The following is a 14,890-nucleotide window of genomic DNA, read 5'->3' on the forward strand; positions in this document are numbered from 1 at the left end:
ATATAGGTGAAAAGATAGATGGAAGTTAAAGAATTTGATTCAGAAACTTATGACGTCATCGTCGTAGGTGCTGGCCATGCTGGTTCAGAGGCGGCCTTAGCTGCTGCTAGAATGGGCCAAAAGACCCTTTTAATTACAATTAATTTGGATATGGTAGCTTTCATGCCATGTAATCCTTCAGTTGGTGGACCTGCTAAAGGAATCGTTGTCCGTGAAATCGATGCTTTAGGTGGCGAAATGGGCCGAAACATTGATAAGACTTATATCCAAATGAGAATGCTCAATACTGGTAAGGGACCTGCCGTTCGTGCTTTACGTGCCCAAGCTGATAAGAACATGTACCACCGTGTTATGAAAGATGTTTTGGAAAATGAAGATAACTTAACTCTTCGCCAAGGTATTGCTGAAAAATTGATTGTTGAAGATGGCGTCTGCAAAGGTATTGTTACTGCTACTGGAGCTAGATATCACGCTAAAACAGTTGTTTTGACAGCCGGAACTTCATCACGAGGCAAGATTATTATTGGTGAATTAACTTATTCATCAGGTCCAAACAACAGTATCCCTTCAATCAAGTTGTCAGAAGATCTTGAAAAGCACGGTTTCAAGTTGACTCGTTTCAAGACTGGTACGCCTCCACGTGTTAACAAGAATACAATTGATTTTGACCAAACAATCGAACAACCAGGTGATAAGGAGCCTAATCATTTCTCCTTTGAAACACCTGATTCTAGTTATTTGCAACATCAAATCTCTTGTTGGATGACATATACCAATGCTGATACTCACAAGATCATTCGTGAAAACTTGAATCGTGCTCCAATGTTTTCTGGCGTTATCAAGGGTGTTGGTCCTAGATACTGTCCTTCAATCGAAGATAAGATTGTTCGTTTTGCTGATAAGCCAAGACACCAAATCTTCTTGGAACCAGAAGGCAAGGATACTCAAGAGTATTATGTTGGTGATTTCTCAACATCTATGCCTGAAGAAGTTCAATTGAAGATGATTCATTCAGTTGCTGGTTTGCAAAATGCTAAGTTGATGCGTCCTGGCTATGCCATTGAATACGACGTTATCGAACCATGGCAGTTGAAGTTGAATTTGGAAACTAAGGTTGTTAAGAACCTCTTTACAGCTGGACAAATGAACGGAACTTCTGGTTATGAAGAGGCTGCTGGCCAAGGTATTATGGCTGGTATCAATGCAGCTCTTCGTGCTCAAGGAAAAGACCCATTCATTTTGCACCGTAATGAAGCTTATATCGGCGTCTTAATCGATGATTTAGTAACTAAGGGAACTAACGAACCATACCGTTTGTTGACGAGTCGTGCTGAATATCGTTTGATTTTACGTCACGATAATGCTGACCTTCGTTTAACAGATTATGGCTATAAATTAGGTCTCATCAGTGACGAACGTTACCAAGCCTTTAATGAAAAGCGTGATACGATCAAAAAGGAATTGGATCGCTTAGCCCACAAGATGATTACGCCTAAGATGGCCTTGCCATTCTTGAAAGCTCACGGTTTGAAGCCATTAAAAGATGGCGTCTTAGCTGACCACTTCTTGAGAAGACCAGAACTTCACTATTCAGATATCGTTGATATGGTAGGAGAAGCTGATTACCCAGTTGATAGACGAGTTGCTGAACAAGTTGAAATTGCAACTAAGTATGCTGGATATATCAAGAAGGAACAAATGAGAATCGATCGATTGAAGAAGATGGAAGCAAAGGTTATTCCTGATCGAATCGACTACACAAAGGTCGACAGTTTGGCAACTGAGGCCGTTCAAAAATTAAGCAAAATCAATCCGCACACGATTGCTCAAGCAAGTCGTATCAGTGGTGTAAATCCAGCTGATATTGGTATTTTGAGTGTTTATATCGAACAAGGAAAGATTGCTAAATTGCCTGAAACAAGTAAGTAAAAAAAAGCAAGACAGAACATGTTCATCTTTCGAAAATTAAGATAAATAGCTTCTGGTAATTGTATTTTGATTACCAGGAGCTATTTTTGTTTATGCTGCAAGTTTAGGAGAAAGAATGGTTATGTCTCCAACTTCTTTTTGCGTCTTTATTTATCGGTTGATAAATTAACAGCATTTATCGTTATAACGTTACAAAAACAATATAAATCGGGTGTACGATTTGTAAATCGAAATAATATTTTTCTAATTTCATATAAATCAAGAGGTTTAGACAAATGTTGAATTACAAGTATTTTTTCTAACATAAGTAGTAGCAATAAAAAAATGTTTATTTTAAAATCCTAATCAATTTTATAAATTACGAACTATTATCGAAAACGATATTGACATCGTTCGTATTTTAATGGTAATTTGTCATTATCAATTGATTAGAAAGGTTGAGCACTTTTGAAGAAATTTGCTACTTTACTCTTATTACCCGGCTTATTGATAATCATAATATTATTGATATATCCAGTATTAAGAATGTTTGTACCGACGTTTACTGATGGCCGTTCACTGTTTAGTAATTATCAATTATTTTTTTCCAGTCAAAATAATATCCAAGTTATTTTCCGAACATTATTCATTGCTGTAGTGACAACATTGATAACTCTCGGGTTGGGATTACCAACGGCTTATTGGATTTCAAGATTAAATGGCAGTTGGCGAAAAGTCGTTAGTATCATCGTATTATTTCCAATTTTGACCAATGCTGTCGTGAGAAATTTTGCTTGGATTATGATTTTGGGCAAAAACGGCGTTATCAATAATTTCCTCATGAAATTGCATATCATCAGCAGTCCTTTGACGCTCTTGTATACCAATTTGGCAATTATTGTTGGTGCAGTTTACTTATTCTTGCCCATCATGATTACATCTCTAGTCAGTTCTTTTAGCCAATTGAATTACGAAGTTGAAGAAGCTGCAGAGGTTTTGGGTGCAAGACCAATGATTGTTTTCTTTAAGGTGATTTTACCGCAAGTTTCAATCGGTATTTTTACAGGATCGATTCTGGTTTTCGTTGGAGCACTAACAGCTTATACGACGCCTCAATTGCTCGGTGGAAATAAAAATATGGTTCTAGCAACATTGCTGCAACAACAGTCTATTACTTTAGGAAATTGGACTAGTGCGAGTGTGATTGCAATTGTCTTAACCGTTATAGCGGTAGTGACGATGTTGATTCTAAATGGATTATCTAAATTGATTGATCGGAGGAATGGTCTTGAAATTAAAAATTAGGTTTTCTTCCGTGGTCGGGTTCCTAGTTTTACTATTGCTGATTTTGCCACTAGTTATTGTCGTGGTGACATCTTTTGGAACGGAACCGGCTATCTCATTTCCCATTAAGGGTTTTACTTTTGAGTGGTATCACAATGTTTTCCAACAACCGGATTTTGTCGATGGAATGAAGATGAGTTTCATCGTTGCTATCTTGGCATCGGGAATTGCTTTAATAGTGGGAATTCCAGCGGTTTATGCGTTGACTAGATTTCAGATTCATCGTAAGAATTGGTTCCAACATATTTTCTTAAGTCCAGCGTTGATACCGGAAATCGTTATTGGCTTCGCACTTTACCAAACTTTAGTAATTAGTTTTGGTTGGCCGTTATTCATCAGTTTGTTGATTGGTCATTTTCTCTTGTGCATGCCTTATGTGATTCGGCTTTTAACTGCCGGCATGATGGATTTAGACAAGCGGATTGAAGAGGCTGCTTGGATGGTTGGCTATAACAAAGTTATAACTTTCTTTAAAGTCGTCATTCCAAACATTAAGCAAAGCATTATGGCAGCATTTATTCTTTCGTTTATCACTTCTTTTAACAATATCCCCATCACGCTATTCATGAATGGTCCGTCATTGAGTATGTTGCCAACTTCAATTTTGAATTACCTGGAAAATAATTATGATCCAACAGTTTCAGCGGTCTCGGTTATTTTAATGATAATTACTGGCGCTTTAATGATGATTGCTGAAAAGTACTTAGGATTGAACAAATTAACTTAGGAGACAAATTTTGGCACAAATTAAAATATCAGATCTATCGCTTTCATATCAAAAAAATAAACAAGTTTTGAAAAACCTTTCATTAGAAATAAAAGATGTCGAATTGCTATCGATTTTAGGACCCAGCGGTTGCGGTAAAACGACGATGTTGCGTCTAATCTCGGGGTTATTGCCAATGCAAACAGGTTCAATCAAAGTTTCAGATAAAGATATTTCCAAAGTGCCCGTTTATAAGAGAAATTTTGGCATGGTCTTTCAAAGTTACGCATTATTTCCTCATATGACCATTTTTCAAAATGTTGCTTTTGGACTAAAACGTAAAAAGTTATCTAAAGCTGAAATTTCTGAAAAGACTTTGAGTATTTTACAAACGACCGGATTAGCTGAATTAAAAGATCGGATGCCAAATGAGTTATCTGGTGGCCAACAGCAACGTGTTTCTCTAGCTCGTGCTTTGGCTATTAATCCAGATGTGCTTTTATTAGATGAACCTTTGAGCAATTTGGATGCGAAGCTAAGAATTGAAATGCGTGAAGAAATCAGTCACTTGCAAAAAAAGCTTAGTATGACAACGATTTTTGTTACTCACGATCAAGAGGAATGTTTTGCAATTTCTGATCGTGTCGCCGTTATGAATCAAGGCAAAATCGAGCAACTGGATACACCACAGACGATTTACCAACACCCAAGAACTAAATTCGTTGCTGAATTCATCGGTTACGAAAACTTTATTCCTAAAAAATGGGCTCAAGAAAATAATTGGAACTATAACGATGTGATTGCGGGGACTTATCTAACAATCAGACCGGAGAACATTACTTTAGGACAGGGTGAGAATAGTCTTTTAGGAAAGGTCATCGCTAAAAACTTCCTAGGTAACTATTACCAATATATTGTTGAAACGCCTTTGGGACGTATGAAAATCGATACTGAAAACGATCAGTATGTCAACGACTCACAAATAGCTTTAAATTTTGAAAAATCATCATTAATTGAATTGGAAGATAAATAGGGGATTAACATCATGAAGAAACAATCAAAAATTTTAATGACCGTTACAGCACTCTTAATCATGTTTTTGGTAGCCGGTTGTAGCGGTAAAAAAGAAAGCAAAAACCTAACTGTTTCAACTTTTGGGTTAGCTACTAAACAAATGACTAGAGATGTTCTTAAACCATTTGGCAAAGACAACAATCTAACCGTTAAGAGTCAATTTGGAGACAGTTCTTCGAGATTTACGCAAGTTTCTCATAATCCAAATTCTGGCATCGATGTGATTGAATTGGCTCAAAATAATGCTGTTGCTGGAAATAATAAAAATGTTTTCAAGAAAATCGATTTTAGCAAGCTCAAGAATTTCAAATATTTAACTAAAGATCAACAAAAATTAGCTAAGGATACTAACAGTGTTCCATACACGGTCAACAGTATTGGTATCATCTACAATCCTAAAAAGACTGGCAAGATTACTTCGTGGGATCAACTTTGGGATAAAGCATTAGAAGGAAAGATTGCTATTCCAGATATTGCAACAACCTTTGGACCAGCAATGGTCTATCTAGCCAATCAACACGCTTTAAACGAAGAACAACCTTCTAATACTTTGCAAAATGGCAAGATTGATCAAGACAAAGCTTTCAAAGCTTTGAAAGAACTCAAACCTAATGTTGTTAAAACTTATTCTAAGTCTTCTGATTTAGCTAATATGTTCAAATCAGGCGAAATCGATGCAGCTGTAGTTGGCGACTTTGCGGTCGGTATGATTAAAAATGCTGCTCCAGATGTTGAATATGTAGTTCCACAAGCTGGTACATATGCCAATTACGATACAGCCTCAATTTTGAAGAATAGCAAGAATACTGATGCTGCTTATAAGTATCTTGATTACCGTATCAGTAAGCAGTCACAAACAAAGGTTGCAGGATCAAACTCTTTGAACAATGCACCAGTCAATAGTTCAGTAACTCTAAGTGACCCACAATATATGACTTACGGTGATACAGCTAAACGTGCTAAGATGCTTGATTTCAACTACGTCAACAAACAATTGCCAACTTGGATTAAGCTTTGGAACAAGACAATGAACTAAAAATTGAACTAAGAGGAAGTAAAAATGCGAGTAGATTTGCTAATTAATAATGGTCAGGTTTTTAATACTTTTTCACAAGAATTTGAAAAAAAAGCTATCGCAATAAAAGACGGTAAAATTTTGATGGTTGGTCCTAATTTGGACTTCTCGGCCGATAAAATTATCGACGCTAAGAATGAATACATCATTCCTGGATTAGTTGATTCACATATGCATATTGAAAGTTCAATGACTGATCCGGCTAATTTTGGAAACGAAGCTGTAAAATTTGGAACGACCACAGTGATTGCTGATGCGCATGAGATTTCAAATGTCGCTGGGATTGCTGGTTTAAAAGAATTTATGGCTCAAAAGAGCGTGATTGATGTTTTCTATGCTTTACCTTCATCAGTTCCATCCACTAAGCCTGAAATGGAGACTACTGGGGGAATTATCGGTTTAGAAGAAGTAAAAGAGCTGCTCAAGAATCCTAAAATCGTCTGTTTAGGCGAGGCCATGAATTTCAAAGGAATCGTATCGCAACCTGATTCTTTGATTAGACAAATAATCGACCTTTGTAAAAAAATGCGTCCTACGATGCCACTTGAAGGCCACTGTCCACAATATTCTGGCTTAGATTTGGCTAAATTTGCTGGTAGTGGCATTACTTCCGATCACACTTTCCAGACTCCAGAAAGCATCATCGAGCGAATCAACGATGGGATGTTCATTCAATTTCAAAATAAGTCTTTATCAAAAGAAAATATGCAAACTATCGTTAAGAATAATCTTTATGAATATGCCGGCTTCGTGACTGATGATGTGATGGCTGACGATTTAGTCAACGGCCATTTGAATTTGATTGTTAAAAGAGCCATATCATTGGGGATGCCAGTGCGCAAAGCAATTTATATGGCAACGTACACTCCAGCAAGACGGATGTCGTTAAATGATCGTGGCGCGATTGCTCCAGGACGAGTGGCTGATTTGATCTTTCTAAATGATTTGGATAATTTTGAAATTGATCGAGTCTTTAAAAATGGTCAAAGTGTTTCTGATTTGCCAACTTTAAAACCTAATTTTTCAAAAGCATTGCAGCATTCAGTTATTGCTAAGCGACTTGGAAAAGAAGACTTGTTACTGAAAAGTTCTCAACAATCTGTCACTGCAAATGTCATTGTTTTAAACGAAAAAGGTACTTTTACCACTTCAAAAAAATTCGAATTGCCTGTTGTCGATGGTGTCATTGATTGGCAAACTAGTGGCTTAGCGTTGTTAATGGTTCAAGAACGCTATGGAAAAAATGGCAATATCAGTTTTGCTCTAGTTAAGAGTGCCATTGACAAAAAAGGTGCTATTGGGGCAACTTGGGCGCATGACCACCATAACTTGATGGTTTTAGGCACCGATATTGATTCGATCTTAAAAGTTCAACATCAAATATTGGATGAACAAGGTGGCTATTTCGTCGTCAATAACGGCGTTATAGTGGCTGATGCACCTTTAAAAATCGGTGGTATCATCAGTGAAAAGCCAATCGAACAATTGGCATTGGAGCTCAAGCAAGTTCGTTTAGAAATGCAAAATCTTGGATACCGTAACTTTAATGAGATTATGTCATTTTCGACGATTTCATTACTTGTTTCACCAGAATTAAAAATATCAGACAAAGGGATGTTCGACGTTAAGACACAGGAACACATTCCATTATTTGATTAAATAAAGATAACTATAAAAGAAAAAGCAGTGCCAATTCATTTTGAATTGGCACTGCTTTTTTTTGTTATCAGATGATAAACGAAGCCACTTAACCGTTATAACGGCTAAAATCGTGTGGCAATTCTCAATGATAAGAATTATAATCGAAGACAATTTATAGTTGGAGGGGTGTTCTTAATGATTAAATCTAAAGCGTTAAAAAAAGGTGATAAAGTCGCTATTGTCAGTCTGTCAGCTGGGACATTAGGCGAAGCTTTTGCTAAACATGAATTGGAAAAAGGGAAAGAAAGATTAGCGGAATTTGGACTCACTCCAGTTTTTATGCCCAATAGTCTAAAAGGCGTTGAGTATTTGAAGAATCATCCGGAAAAAAGAGCTGATGACCTAAAAAAAGCTTTTAGCGATAAAGAAATCAAAGGAATTTTCTCGGCTATTGGCGGCAATGATACTTATCGTTTAGCACCATATTTACTAGATGATGCCGAATTCGTTAAAAACGTTCAAGAACATCCTAAAATATTTAGCGGTTTTTCTGATACCACCGTTGACCACTTGATGCTCTACCAATTGGGATTGACGACTTATTATGGTCCCAACTTTTTAAATGACTGGGCAGAATTAGGACCAGAATTATTGCCCTATACTAAAAACACCTTGCAAAATTACTTTGAGAATCCCAAAAGAACTGAAATAAAAACTAGTCCTGTTTGGTATGAAGAAAGAACTGATTTTTCGACTAAAGCTATTGATAAAACTAGAATAAGCCACAAAGAAACCAAAGGATTTCAAGTCCTTAGAGGATCAGGAATTGTTTCAGGAACCTTGTTAGGAGGGTGTCTAGATAGTCTTAATAGTTTAATCACTGATCGTTATTTTGCAGATGAACCAAAAGTAAATCAAAAATATCACCTTTTGCCAGAAGCTAAAGACTTTCAAGGAAAAATTTTATTCCTTGAAACTAGTGAAGAGAAGCCATCACCCGATCTTTATAGAGAAATGTTAGAACATCTTAAGCAAAAAGGTATTTTAGAAAGTGTTTCTGCGATTATTACCGGAAAACCTCAAGATGAAGTCTACTATGAAGAGTATTGCCAAATACTAAAAGAGGTCACTGAAGATTTACAAACGCCATTGATGACTAATTTAAACTTTGGACATGCTTATCCTAGAACAGCATTGCCATATGGATTAAAAGCCGAAGTTGATTTAGATAAGAATAGCTTAACGATAGTAGAACCTTATTTTGCATAAATAAAAGAACTAAGCCGATTTAATTGGCCTAGTTCTTTTTATCGAGTGATAAATCAAACTATAATGGCGTTATGATTCATAAGTGCAATCCCAATGAAATCAAGGCTTTGAATGTTATAATCAAGCCATTGGAATGAATTGATAAGGTGAGAGGGGAAATTTATGACAATCAGACATAGGAATTATATTCCGGAAAATATTGAAGTCATCGGTGCCAAAGCTAATAACCTCAAAAATATCGATGTGAAGATACCATTGAATTCATTTGTAGCTATCACTGGTGTTTCAGGTTCGGGGAAGTCATCTTTAGCAATGGATACGATTTACGCTGAAGGAGCTAGAAAGTATCTCAATGCTTTATCGACCTATACTCGCAGAAGAATCACGCAAATGGGTCGTTCCGATGTAAAGAACATCAAAAATCTGCCATCAACGATTGCATTGAGACAACGTCCAGTTGTTCCGGGCGTTCGTTCAACCGTTGGAACTATGACGGAAAGTCTAAATATATTGAGACTAATGTTTTCAAGATTGGCTTCAGTCGTTTGTCCCAATGGTCATCGATTAAAACCAACGTTAAAAATATCTGAAGTGATGGATCTGCCATCTTCAGATGAAAAAATGGGCATGATGACTTGTCCTGTCTGCCAAGTAAAATTTATGGCTTTCAGTGCAGAAGATTTTGCCTTCAATTCTGATGGAGCTTGCCCAAGATGTGAGGGAACAGGTTTCTTAAAAGAAATTGAAATCGATAAGATTATCCCTGACAAAAGTTTAACGATTGATGAAGGTGCGGTTCGTTCATGGGGATTGCCTGGTCGGACCTTGCAAAAGGATATCATCAAAGAGCTTGGCGTTAGGACAAATGTTCCATTTAAAGATTTAACCGATAAAGAAAAAGATATTGTCATAAATGGCAAAGAACAAAAAAAGGAAGTTTTGGTCCCAACTAAGACGGGACGTTCCTTTAGATTGAATGCCCTTTATGAAAATGCTATTACTGCCGTAAAAAATAGTTTGAAGAGTACTAAGAATGAAACTACCTTGAAACGTTTGGAAAGATTCTATTCAGAAAAAATTTGTCCTGATTGTCTCGGCAGTCGCTTCAATCCAAAATTGTTCACTAATGAATTAGTCGGCAAGAACATCGCCCAAGTCAGTCAATTTACTATTTCACAACTTCAAGACTTCTGCGATGAGATTATGTCATGGTTGCCAGAAGATATGCAAAAATTAGGAAAAAATTTGACCCATGAATTATTGGATCTCTTGTCACCCATAGTTGATTTAGGCTTAAATTATTTATCCATTTCACGAGCCGGTAATACCTTATCAACTGGTGAATTGCAACGGATTCAATTGGCTCGAACGATTCGCAATCAAATGACTGGCGTTTTGTACGTTCTAGACGAACCCAGTGTCGGATTGCATCCAGCAAATGTGGATGGCTTGATTAAAATTTTGCGTGAATTAGTTAAACTAGGCAATTCATTGATTGTGGTTGACCATGATACTAGCATCATTGCGGCAGCTGATTATGTGATTGAAATCGGACCCGATTCTGGTAATGACGGTGGACGTGTTATAACACAAGGAACGGTTGAACAAATTAAAGAAAATCAGAATTCTGTGATTGAACCTTATTTGACTGGGACAGCGCAAATAATCAAGCATCAGCAACAAAAACCTTTTGAACATGGGGCAATTACGATTGAAGTTGGCGACCGATACAATATCCATGATATGACGGCTAAATTCAGCAAGGAATCGCTCAATGTGGTTTCAGGGATGTCTGGTTCTGGAAAAACTACTTTGATTTTTGACAGTCTCTTGCCAGCTTTGAATGACCAAATTGAGGGTGAAAATTTACCTGATTTCGTTAAATCAATTGATGCGGCGGGAATTAAAAATATCGTTAAGGTGGATTCAGTTCCAATTGGTAAAAATGTTCGTTCAACGGTTGGGACTTATACGAAGATTTTGGATCGTTTGCGCAAGATTTTTTCTGAGACCCCAGCGGCTAAAGCCAAAAAATTTACGCCAACTTACTTCTCATACAACAATAAGCAGGGTGCATGCCCAAATTGCGGAGGAACAGGTGTAATTACCTTGGATATCCAATACTTGCCTGATATGGTACAAATTTGCCCTGTCTGCCATGGTAATCGTTATAAGAAAGAAATTCTTGATATCACTTGGCATGGCAAAAATATCGCTGAAATATTGGATATGTCAGTCAAAGAAGCAGTTGAATTTTTCCACGACGTGCCACGAATTAAAAGCATTCTTGACGTCTTGGTCAGCATCGGTTTGAGTTATCTCAAATTAGGTGAGAGTACGCCGACCTTATCTGGTGGTGAAGCTCAGCGGTTGAAGTTAGTAACTTATATGAAACGCAGTCAAAAAAATCAACTCTTCGTTTTCGATGAACCAAGCGTCGGTTTGCATCCAAGGGATGTTTCAGTGTTAATGGATGTCTTCAATAAATTGTTGAAAAATCATGCTACGATCATCGTTATTGAACACGATTTAGATATTATTGCCAATGCCGACTATATCAACGATTTGGGTCCCGAAGGCGGGGTCAATGGTGGTAAAATTGTAGCAACGGGTAATCCGAAAACGGTTGCAGAAAATCCAGACAGTTTGACTGGAAAATATCTCAAAGACCATTTGGAATTATTTGATGAAAACTAATTGGAGTTGATAATGTGGAAAAAATTGGCGTGATGGGACTTGGAAATATTGCTCAAAAAGCTTATTTACCAGTAATGGCGACCTTACAAAATGAGTATGAATGGCATTTAACGACTAGAAATGAAGCTAAAGGTAAGAAATTGGAGCGGATGTACGGCTTCAAACATTTTCACCAGACTTTAGAAGAATTGATAGCAGAAAAACCGTTGGCAGTCTTCGTTCATACGCCAACGCAGACGCATTTTAAAATCATTAAGCAATTATTGGAAAATGGTATCAATGTTTATGTTGATAAACCGGTGTCTGAAGACTTATCGCAGGTAGAATCTTTATACGATTTAGCAGCGAAAAATAATTTGCTTTTGACATGTGGCTTCAATCGTAGATTCGCACCATTTAATCAAGAATTAAAGCAAATTGAAGATAAGCGGACAATCGTATCTGAAAAGATTCGTGAAAAAGCAATTCAGCCAACAGCCTTTGCAATCTTTGATTTGATGATTCATTCAGTTGATACAGCAGTTTATTTGATGGATGAAAAAATTGCACACGTTGATAACTTTTTGGTAACTGATGATGGAAATTTGCAACAGGGCTATATCACTTTACGAGGTCAAAAATCTCAAGCTCAAATCATTACCAACATGATAGGTGGCAGCAATTTGGAGTTATCGACTGTCCAAGGAATTAGGACCAGAGAGGAAGTAACCAATCTTAATTTGTTGGATACTTTTCAAACTGGCTCTAAAACTCAAACTGCTCGTCCTGATTGGGAAAATACTTTGGTTACTAGAGGATTTGATCCAATTATCAGAGCATTTCTCAAAGCCGTCTCTGAAAAGGGAGACAATCCCGTTTCACCAGATTCTTCAATCCTGAGTCACAAATTATGTTATGACTTGGTCAAAACAATTCAAAATTAATTAATTAGTACCTTTTACTATATGTGGTGGCAAACGCTTGTCTTTATACAAGATGTTCCATGTGAAACAAGTTTGTTGAAGCCTTGTCAGAGTAAGAGTTGCCAATTCAACTTATTGAAAACGGATACTAAAAGCAATTATTTCAATTAATAAAATTGACTTATGAAGGCAAAACATGCGATACTATCAAACGGTGCCAAACCGAGGTAAGGGTACGTGGTTGGCGCGCAAGCGTTTGGAAAATCACCGCACCTTACCACAGAAGAGTCCTGCAGACATGTAGGGCTCTTTTTTTATTATTCATATTTAAATATAAGAAAAGCTCTTAGTTTGAATTTATGTTCAAACTAAGAGCTTTATTTTTATAAAAAGTATTTAATTTTTATTAATCGTGATAAACTCCTTGAGCCCACTTCTTATTTTCACTATCAAAGAAGTCAGGGTTATCAGTTTGATCTGGATTAGGAGTGGCGATTTGATCGATTCTCTTAATGAGATCTTTGTTAGTATCGCTTGGTTGATACTTAGCATTTAAGTAATAATCAACGATATCGAAGACGAAGTCACGTCCAAGAACAATTCCAGCAAAGGCCAAAACATTGGCATTTAATTGTTCCTTAGCATAAACAGCTTGGGCAATATTGCCAACGATAGCACAGCGGATACCGTCATTTTTATCAGCGGCTGTTCCAATACCAATCCCAGTACCGCATAGCACAATAGCGCAATCAGCTCTGCCATCATTAACTGCATCAGCGGCACGTTTGCCGTACATTGGATAGTGAGTTCTTGTGTGATCATAAGTACCGACATCTAAGACCCGATAGCCTTCAGACTTCAAATGGTCGGAAATCAACATTTTCAAATCAGTGACAATGTGGTCATTGGCTAAAGCAACAATTGTATGCTTGTCGATTTTTGGATCGACATATTCAGGTTGAGCTCTATCTTCATCATATTCATATTTATCAGTTGCCATAATTAAATCATCTCCTCAAGCATGTTTAGACGAACTTGGTGTCTACCTGCAGCATATTCAGTCTTTAAGTAACGATTAATAATTGACATGGCCAATTCAGGTCCGACAATACCGGAACCTAAAGCAATAGCTTTAGCACCATTGTGTAAGGCTGTCATATGTCCGGTACGCTCCTCTTCAACGTTAGCTGTAACCATACCCTTAACTTTGTTAGAAGCCATGGTACTGCCGACACCGTATTTATCAAACATAATTGCTTTTTTGATACCGCTTTCTAGAACCTTATGAGTAACTGCCAATGAAGATTCAATAAAGTTCTTGGCTGGGGTAGTTGAGAGATCAACAATCTCATAACCTTGCTCAGTCAAATTCTTTTTAACAAATTCTTTGAGTTCAAAACCATCTTTATCTGATCCTAAAACAACTTGCATATTACTTCCTCTTTTCTATTTGATGTTATTCTCAGATTAGTTGGAAGACTCCTCTTCATCTCCTTATGAATGCTTTCTAATCAAGATAGTGCATGCTAAAATTAGCATGATAAAAATGTTAGAATCATTTAGGGATACCAGGTGTCCCTAATATCGATAGTAGTTTCGTTAAGAAAGTGTGTCAAGTGAAAATCTCATCAGGTTGGGAGCAATCAATTTATGTTTTATTAATCTTATCGCGCTTGCCAAAGGGCAAACATATAAATTCTTTAGCCTTAAGTCAACGATTGCACGTTTCTCATTCCTATCTAAAAAAGACTATCAAGGCTTTGGTAAGAGAAGGCCTAGTCAAATCCGCTACTGGAAAATCAGGTGGCTTTTCTTTAGCTGTGCCTTTAGCGGAAATTGATTTTTATAAAATATTTAAAGCTATCGAAGGTCCTGAAAAAGTTTTTGCCAGCCAACATTTACTCGTTAAATTTTTAAATAAAGATAAAGCTAAACTCGAGCCTTGTGCTGTCAGTACGGCGATGAACAATCTCGAAGATACTTTGATTACGACAATGAATAGCATGACTTTGAATACGATGATGGAACAAATTCAAGAAAATTATGATGTTGAGGATTTAGAGCGTTGGATTCAGACGGTTGCTAAATAACAATTTCAAAAAAAATCTCACTTAGAATTGTAAGTAAATTACATTCTAAGTGAGATTTTTGGTTCTAAACTTTCTGGTGTTGATGAATAAATCAACGCCAGTTTTTTATTCTCTTTTAGATAAAAAAAGAACATCACTGTTCTCGTGTTAAGATTTAAGCAACCAAACCAAATCAAACAGGAGT

At 36.8% G+C, this 14,890-nt stretch carries 12 protein-coding genes; 10 read left to right on the forward strand and 2 right to left on the reverse strand.

Features of this window, described 5'->3' with window-relative positions; all coding sequences use genetic code 11:
• Positions 1 to 18 precede the first annotated feature (18 nt).
• The 9 genes from mnmG (at position 19) to FHL06_RS09680 (ending at position 12,637) form a co-directional block, all read left to right on the forward strand.
• Positions 19 to 1,929, forward strand: coding sequence for a tRNA uridine-5-carboxymethylaminomethyl(34) synthesis enzyme MnmG (gene mnmG, locus FHL06_RS09640; protein WP_153386105.1), 1,911 nt, complete (start codon positions 19 to 21; stop codon positions 1,927 to 1,929).
• Between the two features lie 447 nt (positions 1,930 to 2,376).
• Positions 2,377 to 3,213 carry an ABC transporter permease gene (locus FHL06_RS09645; RefSeq protein WP_420360966.1) on the forward strand — a complete coding sequence of 279 codons (837 nt, stop codon included), beginning with the start codon at positions 2,377 to 2,379 and terminating at the stop codon, positions 3,211 to 3,213.
• A complete protein-coding gene (locus FHL06_RS09650; protein WP_153386107.1) occupies positions 3,191 to 3,979 on the forward strand; it encodes an ABC transporter permease in 789 nt (262 codons plus the stop codon). Before FHL06_RS09645 ends, FHL06_RS09650 begins: the two co-directional genes overlap by 23 nt.
• A 10-nt stretch (positions 3,980 to 3,989) precedes the next feature.
• Positions 3,990 to 4,991, forward strand: a complete 1,002-nt coding sequence (locus FHL06_RS09655) for an ABC transporter ATP-binding protein (protein WP_153386109.1) — start codon at positions 3,990 to 3,992, stop codon at positions 4,989 to 4,991.
• Positions 4,992 to 5,003: 12 nt separating this feature from the next.
• On the forward strand, positions 5,004 to 6,068 hold the full coding sequence (locus tag FHL06_RS09660; protein WP_153386111.1) for an ABC transporter substrate-binding protein: 1,065 nt from the start codon (positions 5,004 to 5,006) through the stop codon (positions 6,066 to 6,068).
• 24 nt (positions 6,069 to 6,092) lie between these two features.
• A complete protein-coding gene (locus FHL06_RS09665; protein WP_153386113.1) occupies positions 6,093 to 7,766 on the forward strand; it encodes an adenine deaminase C-terminal domain-containing protein in 1,674 nt (557 codons plus the stop codon).
• A 177-nt stretch (positions 7,767 to 7,943) separates the two neighbouring features.
• Complete coding sequence (locus FHL06_RS09670; RefSeq protein WP_153386115.1) at positions 7,944 to 9,017, forward strand: S66 family peptidase; 1,074 nt, start codon at positions 7,944 to 7,946, stop codon at positions 9,015 to 9,017.
• A 162-nt stretch (positions 9,018 to 9,179) separates the two neighbouring features.
• A complete protein-coding gene (locus FHL06_RS09675) occupies positions 9,180 to 11,714 on the forward strand; it encodes an excinuclease ABC subunit UvrA (RefSeq protein ID WP_153386117.1) in 2,535 nt (844 codons plus the stop codon).
• Positions 11,715 to 11,728: 14 nt separating this feature from the next.
• The gene (locus FHL06_RS09680) at positions 11,729 to 12,637 is read left to right on the forward strand and encodes a Gfo/Idh/MocA family oxidoreductase (protein ID WP_162000247.1); all 909 of its coding nucleotides are present in this window, start codon (positions 11,729 to 11,731) and stop codon (positions 12,635 to 12,637) included.
• A gap of 385 nt (positions 12,638 to 13,022) precedes the next feature.
• Here the strand turns inward: FHL06_RS09680 and lacB are convergent, their stop codons facing one another.
• Entirely contained in the window at positions 13,023 to 13,616 is a 594-nt protein-coding gene (lacB, locus tag FHL06_RS09685; protein ID WP_153386119.1) for a galactose-6-phosphate isomerase subunit LacB, read from the reverse strand.
• Between the two features lie 2 nt (positions 13,617 to 13,618).
• Positions 13,619 to 14,047 carry a galactose-6-phosphate isomerase subunit LacA gene (lacA, locus tag FHL06_RS09690; protein WP_153386121.1) on the reverse strand — a complete coding sequence of 143 codons (429 nt, stop codon included), beginning with the start codon at positions 14,045 to 14,047 and terminating at the stop codon, positions 13,619 to 13,621.
• A 185-nt stretch (positions 14,048 to 14,232) separates the two neighbouring features.
• Here lacA and FHL06_RS09695 point away from each other — a divergent pair, with 185 nt between their 5' ends.
• Positions 14,233 to 14,706 carry an Rrf2 family transcriptional regulator gene (locus FHL06_RS09695; RefSeq protein WP_162000246.1) on the forward strand — a complete coding sequence of 158 codons (474 nt, stop codon included), beginning with the start codon at positions 14,233 to 14,235 and terminating at the stop codon, positions 14,704 to 14,706.
• Positions 14,707 to 14,890 lie beyond the last annotated feature (184 nt).

The sequence above is a fragment of the Companilactobacillus halodurans genome, assembly GCF_009600985.1.
In the GTDB taxonomy this organism is placed as follows: Bacteria; Bacillota; Bacilli; order Lactobacillales; family Lactobacillaceae; genus Companilactobacillus; species Companilactobacillus halodurans.